Here is a 17,189-nt window from a genome sequence, read left to right as displayed (position 1 = left end):
CGCACCGCATCACGCGGCCTCCTTCTCAACCTGGCGAGCGATGATGAGCCGCTGGATCTGGTTGGTACCTTCGTAGATCTGGGCGAGGCGCACATCGCGGAAGATGCGCTCGATGCGGTATTCGCGCGAATAGCCGTTGCCGCCGTGGATCTGGAGCGCATTGGAGACGTGCTTCATCGCCATGTCGGTCGTGAACAGCTTGGCCTGCGCCGCCTCTTTCGCGATCGGCTCGCCGGCATCATGGAGGCGCGCGGCGTGATGGATCAGAAGGCGCGCGGCGGCGATGTCGGTCGACATGTCGGCGAGCATGAATTGTACCGCTTGGAAGCCGATGATCGCTTGGCCGAACTGTTTGCGGTCACGAGCGTAGGCGGTGGCGTCCTCGAACGCAGCCTGAGCCATGCCGAGCGCCATCGAAGCCATCATCAGCCGGCTGAAGTTGAAGTTGCTCATGGCCATCTTGAACGCCTGGTTCTCCGGCCCCATCAGGCTGTCGGCCGGCAGGCTCACGTCGGAGAAGGTGATCTGGCAGTCTTCAAGGCCATGCATGCCGAGAAGCTCCTCGTTCTTGCCGCGCGCGATGCCGGGCAGGACACCGTCAACCAGCAGGCAGGAGATGGCGCGATGGCCTGCGTCAGCGCCGGTGCGGGCGAACACCATGATGCGGTCGGCTATGCCGCCGAGGGTCACCCATGCCTTGGTGCCATTCAGCCGCCAGCCATTGCCGTCGCGCACTGCATTGGTCCGGATGCCCGCGACGTCAGAGCCGTGGTCGGGCTCGGAGACGGCGGTGGCGGGAATGAGGTCGCCGCTCAGGATTCTTGGGATCAATTCCTTGTGCGCGTCAGTGCCGTGATGGTCGAAGAAGAGAACTGCCTCGACGGGAATGGCGAAGGCGTTGGCGACCGCGCCGGAGCAGCGCGCAAGCTCCTCCATTGCGATGCAGGCCGCCACGGCATCGAGCCCGGCGCCGCCCGCGCCTTCGCGCAGGCAAATGCCGAACAGGCCAAGATCGGCCATGCCCTTGTAGAGCGCACGATCGAAACGATCCTCGCGGTCGATCGTGGCTGCGCGCGGCAGGATCTCTGCTTCCGCGAAACGACGGACTGTCTCGCGCAGGGCTTTCTGGTCTTGGCTGTAGAAGCGATCCATGGCGTGTGGCTCCCGTCAGTCGCTGGCGAGCTTGGCGTCGTGGGAGACTTCGCTCTTGTCGCGATCGAGGAAGTAGACCGCGACGTGGTCACTGGGGACGCCATAGGCGCTGCACACGCCGCGGGTCAGGGCGATGGCGGCGGCGCGGCGCTCAGCCTCGCTGCGACGGAACGCGTGGACCTTGAGCAGGATGCGTTGGCCGGCGCCTCGAATCCCCATCACACCGGCATGGGCGTAGTCGTCGGCAGCGATCGGGATGAAGTAGAGCGTGACCGTGTCCGCACCGACGCTGAATGCCGACATCAGGCCGTCGGTCACCGACCTCGCCAGCAAGGCCTTGCGCTGCGGCGGAACTTGCGGGGCGAGCACTTCGACATAGGGCATCGATCAGACTTTCGCGGACTTGGAGGCAGACAATTTGGAGGCAGACGATCTGGACGGAGACGATCTGGGCTTGCCGGATCTCGCCGGGGGCGCGGCGTCGATCTGACGGCACGAGTCGCGCTTCACGAGGCGGGCGCCGACGCGATATTCGCGAACGCCGTCACTGCCGTTGCCCTTCGCATCCATGCGCTGCAGCAGCCGGTCAACGGCCAGATTGGCGAGATCACGTGCGCCGTTGTCGACGATGCTGATGGCCGGGCGGTGCCATTCGAACCACGGCATGTCCTCGTAGCAGAGCAGCGAGAGGTCGTCGGGAATGGCGATGTTCCGCTCCGCGATGACGCGCAGCGCACCGAGCGTTGCCTCGTGATTGGCGACGAAGATCGCGCTCGGCGGGCGAGGGAGGTCGAGCAGCGTGCGGCAGCACGTCGCGCCAGTCTCGGGGACGAAATGGCCGGCAAGAATCAATGTGTCGTCGACAGGGATGCCGGCTTCGCGCAGCGCGCGGACATAGCCGGACAACCGCTCGCGGCCCGACGTGGTGTCCTGGCGGCCGACGATCAGCCCGATGCGGCTGTGCCCGAGCTCGATCAGATGGCGCGTGCCGAGATAGGCGCCTTGTGGGTCGTCGGCGAGCACGGTCTCGAGGTCGGTCGCGTCATCGCGCCGCACCAGGCAGACGATCGGGACGTCCTTTGCCAGGGCCTTGAGCTGCGTGCCGTTCTTTCCCGTCGGCACGACGATCAGACCGTCGATGCGGTGATCGACCAGCGTGGTGAGGGTGTCGCTTTCCTGCTCCGGATCGTCACCGCCGATGCACAACAGCATCTGGTAGCCCATCGCCTTCAGGCGCGCCTGCACCACTTCGGCCATCACCTGGAACGAGGCATTGGTGAGATTGTGGACAAGAAGCGCGACGAGCCGCGACTGACCGGTCTTCAGGCCTCGCGCGATCGGGTTCGGCCGGTAGCCGAGTTCGCGCGCGATGCGCGTCAGGCGCTGCTGCGTGCGCTCGCTGGTCAGGCCCGTTCCCGTCAGCGCGCGCGAGGCGGTGCTGACCGAAACGCGGGCCGCCTGTGCCACATCTTTGAGCGTGACGCTCATCAAACCTGCCGATAGACTGCAAACGATTGCAGAAACGCTATGGGCAAATTCCACATGGATCAAGCCCAAAAAATGGATGTTGTTGCTCAATGCAGAGCCAGGCGTGCAATCGATTGCACCAATCCTGCGGATATTCCGTAGGAGGTCGCCATTCCCTGAATCCACCCGATCACCCGGCAGTTCTCTGATGAAGACATTCCGCGGCACCTACACCGTCATGATCACTCCGTTCACGCCGTTCGGTGACGTCGATGTCGCAGCGCTGCGCGCCTTCACCGACTGGCAGATCGCCGAAGGAATTCACGGGCTGATCCCGCTCGGTTCGACCGGTGAATTCCTGTCGCTGGACGATGACGAGAAGGCGCTGGTTGCCGAAGTCGTGATCAGTCAGGCCGCAGGGCGCGTGCCCGTACTGATAGGCACCGGCGCGGAGGACACGCGCGAAGTGGTTCGCCTCAGCCGCCGTGCCGAAAAACTGGGCGCCGACGGCGTCATGATCATTCCGCCGTTCTATTCGACCCCGACCGACGACGAACTAGTCCACCATTACAAGACGGTTGCGGACGCGATCTCGCTGCCAATCATGGTCTACAACAATCCGGCGACCGCCAATGTCGATCTCAAGCCGCCGCTCGTGGCGCGCCTCGCCGAGATCGACAACTGTCTTTACATCAAGGAGTCGACGCTGGAGGTGACGCGCGTGCGCGACATCATCCGGCTCTGCGGCGACCGGATGGCCGTGTTCGGCGGCATCCTCGGCTTCGAATCCTTCGTCGAAGGCGCGCAGGGCTGGGTGGCGGTCGCCTCCAATGTGGTGCCGTCGGAGATGGCCCGGATCTTCAGCCTCGTTGCCGATGAGGGCGCGATCAAGCAGGCGCGCGAACTCTATCTGAAATACCTGCCGGTGATCGAATTCGTCGGCGGCCATGCCTATGTCGCCGGCAGCAAGGCGCTGCTCGGTCACATGGGCTTTGCGGTCGGCCATCCGCGCCCGCCGCGTCTGCCGTTACCGGCCGCACAGGATGTTGCCGCCCGCGCCCTGGTCAAGACGTTCGATCTGGCGTGGCGCGGCGCGCCAATCGCGGCTGCTTAAATTGGGTGTGAACGAATGAACCTGCTCGACGGCGTCAAAATCCTCAGCTTCAATCATTATCTCGCGGGGCCGCTGGCGGCGCAGACGCTCGCCGATCTCGGCGCCGACGTCATCGCAGTCGAGCCGATAGAGGGGGCGTTTCAGCGCAATTGGGCGGTCGCCAATCATTTCGTCGCGGGCGACAGCGTCAACCATCTGGCGACCGGGCGCAACAAGCGCAGCCTCGCCGTCGATCTCAAGCACACCGATGGCATCGCCGCGGTGAAGAAGCTGGTGGCGACCTCAGATGTCGTGATGGAGAATTTCCGTCCGGGCACCATGGCCAAGCTGGGGCTCGGCTATGATGTCCTCAAGGTCATCAACCCGGCCCTGATCTACGCGGTAGCGACCGGCTTCGGCTCCGAAGGGCCATACAGGGATCGCCCGGGCCAGGATCTCCTGCTTCAGGCGATGTCCGGTCTTGCGATGCGGACTGGGCGTGCCGACGGCGAGCCGACGGCAGTGGGCGCGGTGATCGTCGACCAGCATGCAGCCTCGCTCTACGCCATGAGCATTCTTGCGGCGCTGTTCGCGAGGACCAAGACCGGGAAGGGGCAGCTCGTCGAGGTCAATCTCTATCAGGCCGCCCTCGATCTCCAGGTCGAGCCGTTGACCGCTTGGCTCAACGGTGCGCCGTCGCCCACGCCGCGCGGGCCGGCCGGCATCGCTGCGTGGTTCAGCCCCGGGCCTTACGGCATTCATGCGACGGCCGACGGCCATCTCGCGATCTCCATGGCGTCGCCCAAAGCACTCGCGGTGGCGCTCGGCAGCGATGCGTTGCAGCAGTTCGGCGACGCCGACAGCTTTTCGAAACGTGAAGAAATTACCGGAATTGTCACGGCGCGGCTGAAACAGAAACCGACGGAGGAATGGCTGCCTGTGCTTGAAGCGGCGCGGATATGGCACGCGCCGGTGCAGGACTATCGCGACCTTGAGACCGATCCCCAGCTCAAACATCTCGGTGTGTTCAAGTCCGCCGAGAGTGCCGGGGGCGTACCGATTCGGATGGTCGCGCATCCTGCGCGTTATGACGGCCAGACGCCCGAGGTGCGGCTGGTGCCGCAACGGCTCGGCGCGCAGACGCGCGAGGTGCTCGGTGAGATCGGTTACGGTGCCGCCGAGATCGACACGATGGTCGCAGGCAGAGCTGTGGGAGTGGCGCGATGATCGATTTTTCGCTGCCCGAGGACACCCGCCTCCTGGTCGATACCGTCCGCCGCTTCGTCGAAACGGAAGTGCAGCCGCTCGAAGACGAGGTGGAGCGGACGGCGACAGTGCCGGCCGACGCGCTGGCGCTCACCAAGGCCAAAGCGCAGAAGCTCGGCCTCTACGCGATGAACATGCCGGCCGATGTCGGTGGTGGGGGGCTGTCCTGCGTCGAGCATTGTCTCGTCGAGGAGGAATTCGGCAAAACCTCCGATGCGTTGATCCGCCGTGTGTTCGGCCAGGTCTATCCGATGCTGATGGCCTGCAAGGACGAACAGGTCGATTGCTATCTGCTGCCGACGGTCAAGGGCGACAAGATCTGCGCCATGGCGATCACCGAGCCGGGTGCCGGGTCCGACGCGGCGGCGATCAGCACCACGGCTCATCTCGACGGTAGTGCGTGGGTGCTGAACGGCACCAAGCATTTCATCAGCGACGGCGACATTGCTGACTATGTGATCGTGATGGCGCTGACCGACAAGGAGAAGCGCGCGCGTGGCGGCATCACGCTGTTCCTGGTCGATCGCGGCACGCCCGGCTTCAAGGTCGCGCGCACCCAGCCGATGATGGGCCATCGCGGCTACGGCCATGCAGAACTGTCGTTCGAAGACTGCCGAATCCCGAAGGCGGCCGTGCTCGGCGAGGTCGGCGCCGGCTTCAAGCTGATCATGCAGAGTGTGCTCCAGATCCGCCTCGCCCATATCGGCGCGCGTGCCGTCGGCATGGCGCAGCGCGCGCTCGAGATGATGCGCCAGCACGCAGGCGAGCGGCGCCAGTTCGGCCAGGCCATCGGCGATTTCCAGATGGTGCAAAAGCTGATCGCCGATTCCGCCACCGAAATCTTCGGCGTCAAGATGATGGTAATGAACGCCGCCTGGGACATCGATCAGGGGCGGGATGCGCGCGACAAGGTCTCGATGATCAAGGTCGCGGCCTCCGAGATGCAGGGCCGCGTCGTCGACCGCGCCATCCAGGTGTTCGGTGGCATGGGTTTCAGCAAGGACCTGCCGCTGGAACGCATGTATCGCGACGCCCGCGTCACCCGCATCTACGACGGCACTTCCGAAATCCACCGCATGCTGGTCGCGCGCAGCACGATCAAGAACGGCTTGCAGCTCTAGGGAACGCTCGATGTCTCACACATCTCTCAATCCCGGGGCCGCCTTCGCCTTCCGCAAGACCATGACGGTCGCCGAACAGGCGATGTTCACTGGTATTAGCGGCAATCTCGGCGGTCTCTATGTCGATGCCGTCCGTGCCAAGAAGGCTGGCGCGTCCAACATGGTCGCCTTCGAGCTCGCTGTCGGCGGTCTCGCCACGACCTGCCTCAGCCAGCTCGGCGGGCCGACGCGGCGGATCGGCAGCATCGCGTTGAATTTTGCAGCGCCCGTGCTCGTCGGCGATTCCGTCGAGGCCAAGGCCGAGATCGTCTCGGTCGCCGGTGATGAAGCGGTCTGCCGCGTCACCTGCACATTGTCGTCGTCCGGCGCGACCGTGGTGGACGGCACCGCGACGCTCGTTCCCTTCGCGAAGGGCTGAACAATGTACGAACCGAAATCCTTCGACGATCTGAAGGTGAACGACAGGGTCAGCCTCAGCAAGACCATCACCGAGGCGGACGGCGCGCTCTACATTGCCGCGACCGGTGATTTCGGCCCCGTCCATGTCGACGAGGTCTATGCAGGCGCCACGCGTTTCGGCCGCCGGGTGGCGCCGGGGATCATGGTCGCCGGCCTCTGCACCAGCATTCTCACCAGCGAACTGGTCGGCACGATCGGCGTGTCGGTGGAGGATCGCTTCTGGTTCACTGGGCCGGTGTTTTATGGCGATACGCTGACGTTCGACGTCTGGATCGCCGAGCAGCACGATGAGACCCGCACGATCATCTGGGAGGCCAGCGCCCGCAACGATGGCGGCCTCGAAGTGCTGAAGGCGCGCGCAAGCCTGAAATTCCCACGGCGGAAACCCTCATGAGCAAGCCGATGAAGAAACCGGACCTGAGCGGCGTCACCGTCGCGACCGTACTGCCCTTCAGGGATGACAGCTCGATCGACTGGGACGGCTATGCCCGCGTGCTCGACTACTGCGCCTGCCCGGACGGAATTGCGGCGGTGTTCGTCAACGGACATGCCGGCGAGGGCGGGTCGCTCTCAGACGACGAGCGGCCGGCGGTGATCGAGCGGACGCGCAGGCAGATCGGCGGCAAGCCGCTGCTGGCCGGCATCATCGCGCATTCCACCGCGGACGCGATCCACCAGGCGCAGCTCGCGGAGGCTGCCGGCGCCGATTGCGCCGTGTTGTTTCCGCCCGCACCGCTCGGCGGCGGTGCGTCGGCTACCTCGCGCGCGCCGGTTGCCTTCGTGCAGGCGGTCAGCTCCGCGATCGGGATTCCGGTGTCGATCTTCCAGTATCCGCTGGCGTCCGGCTTTGGCTGTTCGCCGGAGACACTGGCGAAGATCGCGGCGCTCGACGGCGTCATTGCCATCAAGGAGGGCAGTGACACCATCTTTGCCTATGACGAGAACCGTCGTGCGGTGAAGCAGGCCGATCCGTCCGTTGCGATCCTGCCGTCGAATTTCAACTGGTTCCTGCCGCAGCTCGCCGTCGGCGGCGACGGTATCCTGTCCGGTCTCGTCAGCCTTGCGCCGGATCTGTTCGTCGCGCTGTGGCAGGCCTCACTCGCCGAGGATCTCAAGGCGATGCGTGCCGTCAACGAACGGCTCTATCCGATCGTCCGCGCGATCTATGGACCAGCGCCGATCATGGATATGCACACGCGCATGAAAGTCGGGCTCAAGGCGCTCGGCCTGATCGGCAACGCCGATCCACGGCCGCCACTGCTGCCAGTCCTTCCCGCGCTGTGCGACGCCATTGCAACGACCGTTTGCGCGGCGTGCGCGGCCGGCGATATTCGCCTGGCATGAGTAGCGAGCTCATGGGGGACGAGGCCTTCATCCACATCGTGCGGGTCGATATCGATCCCGAGCATGAGGCTGCGTTCAACGCCTGGTACGAGCACGCGCATTTCCCGGATCTGCTCGCCTGTCCCGGCTGGCTGTCCGCAAAGCGCTTCGTCTCGATCGGCGACGGTCCGAAATATGCGGCCGTGTACGAGGTCGCGGGTCGCTGGGCGTTCGAGACACCGGAGTTCCTGAAGGTGAAGGGATTCGGTCCGTTCGAAGCGCTCGTGAAGAATTTCATGCGCATCCAGCTCAAGCCGTTGTCGGGACCGGTTTGAAGGGATCGATGACGATGCTGCCTGCCTTGTCGCGAGATCCGGCCGGTCGCATCCAAAAATATTGAGGGGAAAGCCGGGCGAGGAACTGCATCGGTCATTGCGTCTTACTGGAGGTATCACATGCTCTCGACCCTGTTTCGCTTGAGTGCCGCTGCTGCACTCGTTCTCGCATCCACTGCTGCGCATGCCGCATGCACGCCGGCGATCACCGACGACAATCTGATTGCGCCGGGGAAATTGCAGCTCTCCATCAATCCGACCAATCCGCCGCAGCAGTTCGTCGACAAGGACGGCCAGTTGCAGGGTCTCAACGTGGAGCTCGCCACCGAGCTCGGCAAACGGTTGTGTCTTCCGGTCGAGCTCGTCCGGATGGATTTTCCGGCGATGATGCCGGCCATGAATGCGGGGCGCATCGACGGCATCGACACCGGCATGTTCTGGACCGAGGAACGTTCCAAGCTGATGTACATGGTGCCCTACGCGATCCAGGCGATTTCGGTGGTGGTTTCGCCCGACAGCGGCACAAAAATTGCTGGCGAAGGAGACCTGATCGGGAAAACATCCGCCGTCGAGGTCAGCACTTACCAGATGAACTGGCTCAAGAAACTCAGCGATGCGAACGTGGCAAAGGGCGGACCAGCTATCGAGATGCGCACCTTCCCGACGGCGACCAACGTCGTGAGTGCGCTGCTCGCGGGACAGGTGGACAATGCGCTGCTCGTCGACAGCGTGGCGCGCGATCTCGTCGGCCGCGGTCGCGTGAAAGAGGTATTGAGCGGGCTCGGCACGGCACGCACCACGCTAGGCTTCCGTAACAAGAAGGTGGTTGATGCCGTCGTCAAGGCGCTGAACGCGATGCGCGCCGACGGCAGCTACCAGGCATTGTTCGACAAGTTTGGTCTGACCAGCGTGCCGGCCGATCAGCCGATCGCGATCGCCGGCCCTGGTCCGGCCTGAACCACGGAGACGAGCCGATGAGCCATTTCAGTCCGACGGCTGCCGTCAACTACTTCTTCAACTACTTCCTGATGAAGGGTGTGCTCGTCACCATCGGCTTGACGATAGCGGCTGTCATCGGCGGATTGATCCTCGGCATGGGCATCGCGTTGATGCGCATGTCGTCCAACCCGGTGCTATCAGGTGCGGCGCGGTTCTATACCTGGTTTTTCCGCGGCACGCCGCTGTTGATCCAGTTGGTGGTCATCTACAGCGGCTTGCCGCAGCTGGGGATCAAGTTCTCCGTGATCACCTGCGCGCTAGTCGGACTGATCCTCAACGAGGCCGCCTATCTGGCCGAGATCGTCCGCAGCGGCTTCATGGCCGTCTCGGCGGGGCAGCGGGAGGCCGCGTGGGCCTTGAGCCTGTCGCCATGGGTGACGTTCCGGCGCATCACTCTGCCGCAGGCGTTTCGGCTGATGATCCCGCCGCTCGGCAACTCCATCAATTCGCTGTTGAAAGCGACCTCGCTCGCTTCCGTCATCTCGGTCGAGGAGCTCATGCGGCGCAGCGACATGCTGATGCAGGAGCATTTTCAGATCCTCGAGGTGTATGCAGCTGCCACCGCGTATTACCTGATCCTGACCTCTGTCTGGGACGCAATCCAGCGCCGGCTGGAGAAGCATTTCGGCCGCTCCAGTGCTTCGAAATCGAAGCGGGCCGCGGCGAGGGTGCCGGTCGCACAGGCCAGCGTCGAGGCCAGAGCATGAGCGCATCATTGGGGAACACAGCGATGGCAACCAGTATCAAGGGTGAAATGGTGCAGCCGAAGCTGCGCGACGTGCCAGCGGTTCGCATGGAGGCCGTCTACAAGCATTATGGCGAGTTCACCGCGCTCAACGAGATTGATCTCAAGGTCGCCAAGGGCGAAAAGATCGTGGTCTGCGGTCCCTCCGGCTCGGGCAAGTCGACCCTGATCCGCTGCATCAACCACATCGAGAAGCACGACGAGGGGCTGATCTACGTCAACGGCACCGAGCTCGATCGCCAGCAGAAGAACATCGATGCCGTCAGGCGCGACACCGGCATGGTGTTCCAGAGCTTCAATCTGTTTCCGCACATGACGACGCTGGAGAACTGCATCCTGGCGCCGATGACCGTGAGCGGCATGACGAAGGAGGAAGCAAGGGATCTCGCCATGCATTTCCTGACCAAGGTCCGGATTCCGGACCAGGCCGAGAAATTTCCGGGGCAGCTCTCTGGTGGCCAACAGCAACGCGTTGCCATCGCACGCGCGCTGTGCATGCGGCCGAAGATCATGCTGTTCGACGAGCCGACCTCGGCGCTCGATCCCGAGATGGTCAAGGAGGTGCTGGAGACCATGAAGAAGCTCGCGGAAGAGGGCATGACGATGCTGTGCGTGACCCATGAAATGGGCTTTGCCCGCGAGGTCGCGGACCGGATCGTGTTCATGAACGAGGGGAAGATCGTCGAACAGTCCGCGCCGGAGGAGTTCTTCAACTATCCGAAGTCCGAGCGGGCAAGGACGTTCCTCGACCAGATCATTCACTGACCGGATGATGGCGGCGGCGAGGGACCAGATGGTGCGATCATTCGGCGACCGCCTGCGCGGCATCCATGCCGCGACCATTGTGCCGATGACGCCGAACTTCCTGATCGACGAGCCGGCGCTGGCGGCACATATCTCATCGGTCACGTCGGTGCCGGGGATCAACGGCCTCTTGGTCAACGGCCATGCCGGTGAGAATTTCGTGCTGTCGCTGGCCGAAAAGCGCCGCGTGGTGGAGATCGCACGCGGGCATGCGCCGAAGGACTGCTTGATCGTCTCTGGCGTCAATCACGAATCGAGCCTTGAGGCCGCGCGCGAGGCGGCTGCGCTGGAGCGGGCCGGCGCGGACGGGCTATTGGTGTTTCCTCCCAACAGCTGGGCGCTGGCGCATGCCGATGGCTGCGTCATGGCGCATCACCGCCACATCCGCGAAGCGACGACGATCTCCTTGATGCTTTACGCAGCGCCCGTCGGCGCCGGCGCGATGCCCTATGCACCGTCGCTGCTGGAGCAACTTGTGGCTGACCACCGCTACGTCGCGATCAAGGAAGGCAGTTGGGAGGTCGCCGCCTATGAGCAGAACCTGCGACTAATCCGCAAGCTGCGCCCGGATTTTACGGTGCTGAGCTCGGGCGACGAACATCTCTTGACGAGCTATTTGATCGGAACCGCCGGCAGCCAGGTCAGCCTCGCCGCCGTCGTGCCGGAGCTCATGGTCGCGCTCTGGTCCGCAGCCGAGGCAGGGGAATGGGGTGAGGCCCAGGCCGTGCACGACAAGCTCTATCCGCTGGCGGTCGCCATCTATCGCCATGCGCCGGGCGGACGGGCGACGGCGCGGCTCAAGGTGTGCCTGAAGCTGCTCGGGCGGCTCGCCTGCGACGCGCTACGTCCGCCGCAGCCGCCGGTGACGCCGACCGAACAACATGCGCTCGAGCTGGCGCTGCGAACGGCGGGTTGTCTCAGTGACGGGGATGATTTGAGCCGGGCGGAGGTTTAGTGAAACGGGCGTAGACATTTACCGAAAATCTGATCCGGGATGATCCCGAGATGCCACATCATATCTAGGGTGCCACTCGGGTCAAAAAAGTATCATGATTGGCCACCAAATGTGGTGGCACGCGTCTACGTCGTCACCTACCGTTACGATCAAGCAAGAGCCGACAGAGATCGGCCGGCTGGGAACGAGGTCGTTGCGGGTGCCTGCATACGACTGGGAGGAAGGACATGGAGCCGGATCTTGAATTGGTCCAGATAAGGCCTGGCGAGTCCTTTGCCGCCTGGTCCCACGGCTATCCCTTCCGCACCGTACGATGGCATTTCCACCCCGAATATGAGCTGCACATGGTGGCGGCGACGACCGGCCGCTATTTCGTCGGCGATTTCATCGGCGATTTCGCGCCCGGGAACCTGGTGCTGACCGGGCCCAACCTGCCGCACAATTGGGTCAGCGACATTCCGCCCGGGACCAGCATTCCGCTGCGCTGCCGCATTATCCAGTTCAGCGAGGAGTTCATCGACGGCGCCATCAAAGCCCTGCCGGAGCTCGCGGCGCTGCAGCCGGTGCTGGAATCGTCCCGGCGCGGTGTGCTGTTCAGCTGCGAAACCAGCCGGCGGCTCTCGCCGCTGCTCGAAGAGACAATGCATGCCAATGGCATGCGCCGCATCGAGTTGTTCATGCTGATCGCTGGCGTGTTGAGCCGGGCACGGGGATCGCGCATGCTGGCCAGCGCCAGCTACTTGCCCGATCCGTCCGGCTACATGTCCGCAGGCATCAACAAAGCGCTCGCCTATCTCCGCAAGCATCTGACCAAGCCGTTCGGCGAGATGGATCTCGCCGAGATCGCAGGTCAGAGCACAAGCGCCTTCTCGCGTGCGTTCCGCCAGCACACCGGCATGTCGCTGATGCAATATGTAAAACGGCTGCGCATCAATCTTGCCTGCCAGATTCTGATGAGCGATGAGCAGGCCTCGATTGCAAGTATCTGTTACGAAGTCGGCTACAACAACATGTCGAATTTCAATCGACAGTTCCTCGCCGAGAAGGGAATGACACCATCACAGTTCCGGCGATTGCTGCTCGACAACATCAACGCACCCAAAGCCGCATGAGAAGGTTCTACGGCTTGGCCGCATAGCTCGTCGAGCGAGATGACGTATTATTCGACACACGGCGCGAACGGGCTTCCACCGCTTCGAGGACGGATGACTGTTGTGTGTAGCGATCGACAAAAAGATGGGGGATTGTCCGGGATCGCCGGCGCCAACCCTACGCATTCAAGGCAACCGCAGGGGTTGCTCTTACCCTAGGGAGAAGACCATATGACACTAGCATCATTGAACGGAGTCGGGATGGCGGCGCTCGCCTTGTGCGTTCTGGCAGGCGGCCCCGCTTTCGGTCAGAATGCCAAAGTATCGGGCGCCACGGTCGCTTTTCTGATGCCGGACCAGGCCTCGACACGTTACGAAGAACACGATCGCCCTGGTTTCGTGGCTGAGATGAGCAAGCTGTGCCCGACCTGTAAGGTGCTCTACCAGAACGCCGACGCGAATGCGTCTCGCCAACAGCAGCAGTTTAATTCCGTCATTTCGCAGGGCGCCAAGGTGATCGTCATCGACCCCGTCGATTCCACCGCTGCGGCATCGCTCGTGAAGCAGGCCCAGGGGCAGGGCGTGAAGGTCATTGCCTATGATCGGCCGATCCCCTCCACGGCGGCGGACTTTTACGTGTCTTTCGACAACAAGGCGATCGGCAAGGCAATTGCCAAATCGCTGGTCGACCATCTCAAGGCGACCAAAGTGCCGACCGACGATGTCGGCGTACTGGAGATCAACGGCTCACCGACCGATGCCGCGGCCGGGCTGATCAGGGACGGCATCCACGACGGTCTGGCGGGCAGTGGATACAAGACGCTCGCCGAGTACGACACGCCGGATTGGGCGCCGCCGAAGGCGCAGCAGTGGGCCAGCGGCCAGATTACCCGTTTCGGAAAGAAGATTGTGGGCGTCGTGGCCGCCAACGACGGCACCGGCGGTGCCGCGATCGCCGCTCTCAAGGCTGCAGGGGTCAATCCGGTGCCGCCGGTTACCGGCAACGACGCCACCATTGCTGGCCTCCAACTGATTATTGCCGGGGACCAATACAACACCATCAACAAGCCAAGCGAGATCGTCGCGGCTGCGGCGGCCAATGTGGCTGTCCAGTTGCTCGCGGGGGAGAAGCCGAAATCTGAAACCACGCTGTTCAACACGCCGTCGCAGTTGTTCACACCGACGCTGGTCACGGCCGACAACCTCAAGGCAGAGATCGTCGACAAGCGGATCAACGGCAAGCCGATCCAGAGCGCCGAAGTGCTCTGTGGGGGCCGCTATGCCGAAGGCTGCAAGAAACTCGGCATTACCAAGTAGAGTGTCGTCAAGGTATCATTTGGCCCGGCGATGCGGTTCGGTTCGCCACATCGCCGGGACGATCATGGAACGCCACGCATGACCGACCTGACATCGCAATCCAATTCGCAGAACGGCCTGGTGCTCAGCCTGCGCGGCATTTCGAAAAACTTCGGCGCCGTCTCCGCCTTGACCAACATCGATCTGGATGTCCACGCCGGCGAGGTCGTCGCGTTGGTCGGCGACAATGGCGCCGGCAAGTCGACCCTGGTGAAGATCCTCGCCGGCGTTCATCTGCCGGACTCGGGAACGATCACCTTCTGCCGCGACATCGTGGCCCTCGACGATCCGGCCGCGTCGCTGCGGCTCGGTATCGCGACCGTATTCCAGGATCTGGCGCTGTGTGAGAATCTCGACGTCGTCGCCAACATTTTCCTCGGACGGGAACTCGATCCATGGCGCCTCGACGAGGTGGCGATGGAGATTCGGGCCTGGACCCTGCTCAACGAACTGTCGGCGCGCATCCCCAGTGTTCGCGAGCCGGTGGCATCGCTTTCCGGCGGCCAGCGCCAGACGGTTGCGATTGCCCGTTCGCTGCTGCTCGAGCCGAAACTGATCCTGCTCGACGAACCAACGGCCGCGCTTGGCGTGGCGCAGACCGCTGAGGTGCTTGATCTGATCGAGCGCGTCCGCGATCGTGGTCTCGCTGTGGTGATGATCAGTCACAATATGGAAGACGTCCGCGCGGTCGCGGACAGGATCGTGGTGCTGCGGCTCGGACGCAACAACGGCATCTTCCATCCTGACGCATCCAACCAGGAACTCGTGAGCGCCATCACGGGGGCCTCGAACAATGCCGTGTCGCGCCGCGCAGAGCGGCGACAGGGCTCACGTGAACATTCAAGGGAGCCGCGGCCGTGAACGGCGACAAGGAACGTCGCGCAACGTCGGCGCCGCTCGATCGCGCCGACGAGCGGATTCGCAGCGATACGGGTCTTGCCGGCGCCACGCGCGCCTTCCTGGACCGGGTCCGCTCCGGCGATCTCGGCGCGCTTCCGGTCGTGATCGGGCTCGTGATCATCTGCACGGCGTTCCAGAGCCTCAATCCGGTGTTCCTGTCGAGCAACAATCTCGTCAACCTGTTGTTCGACTGTTCGACGGTGGGGGTGATCGCGCTTGGGATTGTCTGCATCCTGATGGTCGGCGAAATCGATCTGTCCGTGGGCTCGGTCAGCGGTTTCGCTTCGGCCATGGTTGGCGTGCTCTGGGTCAACATGGAATGGCCGGCGTGGCTCGCGATTTTCGCGGCGCTCGTCGTCGGCGGAGCCATTGGCGCACTCTACGCGGTGTTGTTTAACCGCTTCGGGATGCCAAGCTTCGTCTCGACACTGGCCGGCCTGCTCGCGGTTCTGGGCTTGCAGCTTTATCTTCTGGGCTCGACTGGATCGATCAATCTGCCGTACGGCTCGCCGCTTGTGAATTTTGGCCAGACGCTGGTCATGCCGCCTGCGGTCGCCTACACGCTGGCCGCGGTGACCGGCGCGGTGGTATTCGCAACAGCTTTTCGAACTGCCGCTCGCCGCAAGCAGGCTGGTCTGTCGGCGAGATCGCTGGGCAGCCTGTTGCTTCGGGGCATCGTGATTACGATCATTCTCGAGCTCGTCGTTTATTATCTAAATCAAGATCGCGGCGTGCCCTGGATGTTCGGCCTGTTCGTCGCCCTGGTCGTAGCGATGAACTATGCGTTGACCCGAACAAAGTGGGGACGCTCGATGAATGCTGTCGGAGGCAACCGGGAGGCGGCGCGCCGTGCTGGCATCAACGTGCGTCGGACTTACATGACGGCCTTCGTGCTATGCGCGACCTTCGCGGCCGCTGGCGGCATTCTTTCGGCGGCGCGCCTGGCGTCCGCAAGCCAGCAGGCCGGCACCGGCGATGTTAATCTCAACGCCATCGCAGCCGCCGTGATCGGTGGAACCAGCCTGTTCGGCGGTCGCGGCACCGCTTATTCCGCGCTGCTTGGCATCATCGTAATTCAATCGATCGCCAGCGGTCTGACGCTGCTCGATCTGTCATCTTCACTCCGGTACATGATCACTGGCGCCGTGCTGGCCGTTGCCGTCATCGTCGATTCGTTGGCCCGCCGCTCGCGCATGTCCCATGGCCGGGCCTGAAATCACCCCAAGCAACAGGAACGCCATGACTCTCACGCTGTCCGGAAAAGTAGCCGCCATCACGGGAGCGGCTTCGGGGATCGGTCTGGAATGCTCCAGGATTCTGCTGCGCGAGGGCGCGCGCGTCGTGCTGGTCGACCGTGACGAGGATGCCTTGAACTCGGCTTGCGCAATCCTCGGCCCGGAGGCCGTCCCGTTGACGATCGACCTCACCAAGCCTGAAAGCGTCAGCCGCATGATGCCGGGGATACTGGACCGAGCGGGCCAACTCGATATCTTCCACGCCAATGCCGGAACCTACGTCGGCGGCGATATTGTGGACGGGGATCCCGATGTCTGGGACCGCGTGCTGAACCTCAACGTGAACGCTACCTTCCGTTCGGTCCATGCCGTCCTGCCGCACATGATCGCGCGCGGGACTGGCGACATCATCGTGACGAGCTCGATTGCTGGTCTGGTGCCGGTGGTTTGGGAGCCGATCTACACCGCTTCCAAGCATGCCGTTCAGGCGTTCGTGCATACGGTCAGGCGGCAGGTCGCCAAGCATGGGCTGCGCGTCGGCGCCGTGGCTCCTGGTCCCGTGGTCACGGCCCTGATCAAGGACTGGCCCAAGGAAAAGCTCGATGACGAATTGGCAGCCGGAGGCTTGATGCAGCCGGCCGAAGTGGCCGAGGCCGTGCTGTTCATGCTGACGCGGCCGAGGAATGTCACCATCCGCGATCTCGTCATCCTGCCGCAGAGCAACGACTTGTAAACGTCATCGCCAAGCACGATGGGGATCACCGAGCATGTGCGAAAAGCATTTTCTGGGCATCGACGTCGGCACAGGCAGTGCGCGCGCCGCAGTGTTCGATGAGTTCGGCACGTTACTCGGATCCGCCAAGGCGGACATTGCGTTGTGGCGCAATC

19 protein-coding genes are annotated in these 17,189 nt (G+C 63.4%); 16 read left to right on the top strand and 3 right to left on the bottom strand.

Going from position 1 to position 17,189, the window contains the following annotated elements:
- Positions 1-9: 9 nt before the first annotated feature.
- Genes FXV83_RS04175 through FXV83_RS04165 form a run of 3 tightly spaced genes read right to left on the bottom strand, consistent with a single transcriptional unit; the run spans position 10 to position 2,640 of the window.
- Entirely contained in the window at positions 10-1,152 is a 1,143-nt protein-coding gene (locus FXV83_RS04175) for an acyl-CoA dehydrogenase family protein (RefSeq protein ID WP_148737921.1), read from the bottom strand.
- A 15-nt stretch (positions 1,153-1,167) separates the two neighbouring features.
- On the bottom strand, positions 1,168-1,536 hold the full coding sequence (locus FXV83_RS04170; protein ID WP_148737920.1) for a tautomerase family protein: 369 nt from the start codon (positions 1,534-1,536) through the stop codon (positions 1,168-1,170).
- 3 nt (positions 1,537-1,539) lie between these two features.
- Complete coding sequence (locus FXV83_RS04165) at positions 1,540-2,640, bottom strand: LacI family DNA-binding transcriptional regulator (protein ID WP_148737919.1); 1,101 nt, start codon at positions 2,638-2,640, stop codon at positions 1,540-1,542.
- Between the two features lie 184 nt (positions 2,641-2,824).
- Between FXV83_RS04165 and dapA the strand changes: the two genes are divergently transcribed.
- The 16 genes from dapA to FXV83_RS04085 all read left to right on the top strand — a co-directional run bounded on the left by dapA (position 2,825) and on the right by FXV83_RS04085 (position 17,034).
- Complete coding sequence (gene dapA / locus FXV83_RS04160; RefSeq protein WP_187435655.1) at positions 2,825-3,733, top strand: 4-hydroxy-tetrahydrodipicolinate synthase; 909 nt, start codon at positions 2,825-2,827, stop codon at positions 3,731-3,733.
- Positions 3,734-3,748: 15 nt separating this feature from the next.
- Positions 3,749-4,939 carry a CaiB/BaiF CoA transferase family protein gene (locus tag FXV83_RS04155; protein ID WP_148737917.1) on the top strand — a complete coding sequence of 397 codons (1,191 nt, stop codon included), beginning with the start codon at positions 3,749-3,751 and terminating at the stop codon, positions 4,937-4,939.
- Positions 4,936-6,099: an acyl-CoA dehydrogenase family protein gene (locus tag FXV83_RS04150; RefSeq protein ID WP_148737916.1), complete on the top strand. Its 1,164-nt coding sequence runs from the start codon at positions 4,936-4,938 to the stop codon at positions 6,097-6,099. The genes FXV83_RS04155 and FXV83_RS04150 overlap by 4 nt, the downstream gene beginning before the upstream one ends.
- 10 nt (positions 6,100-6,109) lie before the next feature.
- Complete coding sequence (locus FXV83_RS04145; RefSeq protein ID WP_148737915.1) at positions 6,110-6,517, top strand: MaoC/PaaZ C-terminal domain-containing protein; 408 nt, start codon at positions 6,110-6,112, stop codon at positions 6,515-6,517.
- A gap of 3 nt (positions 6,518-6,520) precedes the next feature.
- The gene (locus FXV83_RS04140; RefSeq protein WP_148737914.1) at positions 6,521-6,952 is read left to right on the top strand and encodes a MaoC/PaaZ C-terminal domain-containing protein; all 432 of its coding nucleotides are present in this window, start codon (positions 6,521-6,523) and stop codon (positions 6,950-6,952) included.
- Positions 6,949-7,902, top strand: coding sequence for a dihydrodipicolinate synthase family protein (locus FXV83_RS04135; RefSeq protein WP_148737913.1), 954 nt, complete (start codon positions 6,949-6,951; stop codon positions 7,900-7,902). Before FXV83_RS04140 ends, FXV83_RS04135 begins: the two co-directional genes overlap by 4 nt.
- Positions 7,899-8,216, top strand: a complete 318-nt coding sequence (locus FXV83_RS04130; RefSeq protein WP_148737912.1) for a DUF4286 family protein — start codon at positions 7,899-7,901, stop codon at positions 8,214-8,216. The genes FXV83_RS04135 and FXV83_RS04130 overlap by 4 nt, the downstream gene beginning before the upstream one ends.
- Before the next feature lie 120 nt (positions 8,217-8,336).
- On the top strand, positions 8,337-9,173 hold the full coding sequence (locus tag FXV83_RS04125) for an ABC transporter substrate-binding protein (protein ID WP_148737911.1): 837 nt from the start codon (positions 8,337-8,339) through the stop codon (positions 9,171-9,173).
- A gap of 17 nt (positions 9,174-9,190) precedes the next feature.
- Positions 9,191-9,922 (top strand): amino acid ABC transporter permease, encoded by a 732-nt coding sequence (locus FXV83_RS04120; RefSeq protein WP_148737910.1) that lies wholly within the window; start codon positions 9,191-9,193, stop codon positions 9,920-9,922.
- Positions 9,923-9,945: 23 nt separating this feature from the next.
- The gene (locus FXV83_RS04115; RefSeq protein ID WP_148737909.1) at positions 9,946-10,725 is read left to right on the top strand and encodes an amino acid ABC transporter ATP-binding protein; all 780 of its coding nucleotides are present in this window, start codon (positions 9,946-9,948) and stop codon (positions 10,723-10,725) included.
- A 28-nt stretch (positions 10,726-10,753) separates the two neighbouring features.
- A complete protein-coding gene (locus FXV83_RS04110) occupies positions 10,754-11,719 on the top strand; it encodes a dihydrodipicolinate synthase family protein (RefSeq protein WP_235939302.1) in 966 nt (321 codons plus the stop codon).
- 227 nt (positions 11,720-11,946) lie between these two features.
- On the top strand, positions 11,947-12,831 hold the full coding sequence (locus FXV83_RS04105) for an AraC family transcriptional regulator (protein WP_148737907.1): 885 nt from the start codon (positions 11,947-11,949) through the stop codon (positions 12,829-12,831).
- A 210-nt stretch (positions 12,832-13,041) separates the two neighbouring features.
- The gene (locus tag FXV83_RS04100; RefSeq protein WP_148737906.1) at positions 13,042-14,127 is read left to right on the top strand and encodes an ABC transporter substrate-binding protein; all 1,086 of its coding nucleotides are present in this window, start codon (positions 13,042-13,044) and stop codon (positions 14,125-14,127) included.
- Between the two features lie 78 nt (positions 14,128-14,205).
- Positions 14,206-15,027, top strand: coding sequence for an ATP-binding cassette domain-containing protein (locus FXV83_RS04095; protein ID WP_148737905.1), 822 nt, complete (start codon positions 14,206-14,208; stop codon positions 15,025-15,027).
- Complete coding sequence (locus tag FXV83_RS04090) at positions 15,024-16,280, top strand: sugar ABC transporter permease (RefSeq protein ID WP_148737904.1); 1,257 nt, start codon at positions 15,024-15,026, stop codon at positions 16,278-16,280. Before FXV83_RS04095 ends, FXV83_RS04090 begins: the two co-directional genes overlap by 4 nt.
- Positions 16,281-16,305: 25 nt before the next feature.
- On the top strand, positions 16,306-17,034 hold the full coding sequence (locus FXV83_RS04085; protein ID WP_148737903.1) for an SDR family oxidoreductase: 729 nt from the start codon (positions 16,306-16,308) through the stop codon (positions 17,032-17,034).
- Positions 17,035-17,189: the final 155 nt, after the last annotated feature.

Origin of the sequence: Bradyrhizobium hipponense, from assembly GCF_008123965.1 — a bacterium.
GTDB lineage: Bacteria > Pseudomonadota > Alphaproteobacteria > Rhizobiales > Xanthobacteraceae > Bradyrhizobium > Bradyrhizobium hipponense.
The sequence above is the reverse complement of the archived record's forward strand: the minus strand, read 5'-3'. Positions and strand labels throughout refer to the sequence as shown.

What these genes read in the sequence shown, in the direction of transcription:
- FXV83_RS04175 (WP_148737921.1), bottom strand. Translation starts at nt 1,152, where the DNA reads ATGGATCGCTTCTACAGCCAAGACCAGAAAGCCCTGCGCGAGACAGTC.
- FXV83_RS04170 (WP_148737920.1), bottom strand. Translation starts at nt 1,536, where the DNA reads ATGCCCTATGTCGAAGTGCTCGCCCCGCAAGTTCCGCCGCAGCGCAAG.
- FXV83_RS04165 (WP_148737919.1), bottom strand. Translation starts at nt 2,640, where the DNA reads ATGAGCGTCACGCTCAAAGATGTGGCACAGGCGGCCCGCGTTTCGGTC.
- FXV83_RS04155 (WP_148737917.1), top strand. Translation starts at nt 3,749, where the DNA reads ATGAACCTGCTCGACGGCGTCAAAATCCTCAGCTTCAATCATTATCTC.
- FXV83_RS04150 (WP_148737916.1), top strand. Translation starts at nt 4,936, where the DNA reads ATGATCGATTTTTCGCTGCCCGAGGACACCCGCCTCCTGGTCGATACC.
- FXV83_RS04145 (WP_148737915.1), top strand. Translation starts at nt 6,110, where the DNA reads ATGTCTCACACATCTCTCAATCCCGGGGCCGCCTTCGCCTTCCGCAAG.
- FXV83_RS04140 (WP_148737914.1), top strand. Translation starts at nt 6,521, where the DNA reads ATGTACGAACCGAAATCCTTCGACGATCTGAAGGTGAACGACAGGGTC.
- FXV83_RS04135 (WP_148737913.1), top strand. Translation starts at nt 6,949, where the DNA reads ATGAGCAAGCCGATGAAGAAACCGGACCTGAGCGGCGTCACCGTCGCG.
- FXV83_RS04130 (WP_148737912.1), top strand. Translation starts at nt 7,899, where the DNA reads ATGAGTAGCGAGCTCATGGGGGACGAGGCCTTCATCCACATCGTGCGG.
- FXV83_RS04125 (WP_148737911.1), top strand. Translation starts at nt 8,337, where the DNA reads ATGCTCTCGACCCTGTTTCGCTTGAGTGCCGCTGCTGCACTCGTTCTC.
- FXV83_RS04120 (WP_148737910.1), top strand. Translation starts at nt 9,191, where the DNA reads ATGAGCCATTTCAGTCCGACGGCTGCCGTCAACTACTTCTTCAACTAC.
- FXV83_RS04115 (WP_148737909.1), top strand. Translation starts at nt 9,946, where the DNA reads ATGGCAACCAGTATCAAGGGTGAAATGGTGCAGCCGAAGCTGCGCGAC.
- FXV83_RS04110 (WP_235939302.1), top strand. Translation starts at nt 10,754, where the DNA reads ATGGTGCGATCATTCGGCGACCGCCTGCGCGGCATCCATGCCGCGACC.
- FXV83_RS04105 (WP_148737907.1), top strand. Translation starts at nt 11,947, where the DNA reads ATGGAGCCGGATCTTGAATTGGTCCAGATAAGGCCTGGCGAGTCCTTT.
- FXV83_RS04100 (WP_148737906.1), top strand. Translation starts at nt 13,042, where the DNA reads ATGACACTAGCATCATTGAACGGAGTCGGGATGGCGGCGCTCGCCTTG.
- FXV83_RS04095 (WP_148737905.1), top strand. Translation starts at nt 14,206, where the DNA reads ATGACCGACCTGACATCGCAATCCAATTCGCAGAACGGCCTGGTGCTC.
- FXV83_RS04085 (WP_148737903.1), top strand. Translation starts at nt 16,306, where the DNA reads ATGACTCTCACGCTGTCCGGAAAAGTAGCCGCCATCACGGGAGCGGCT.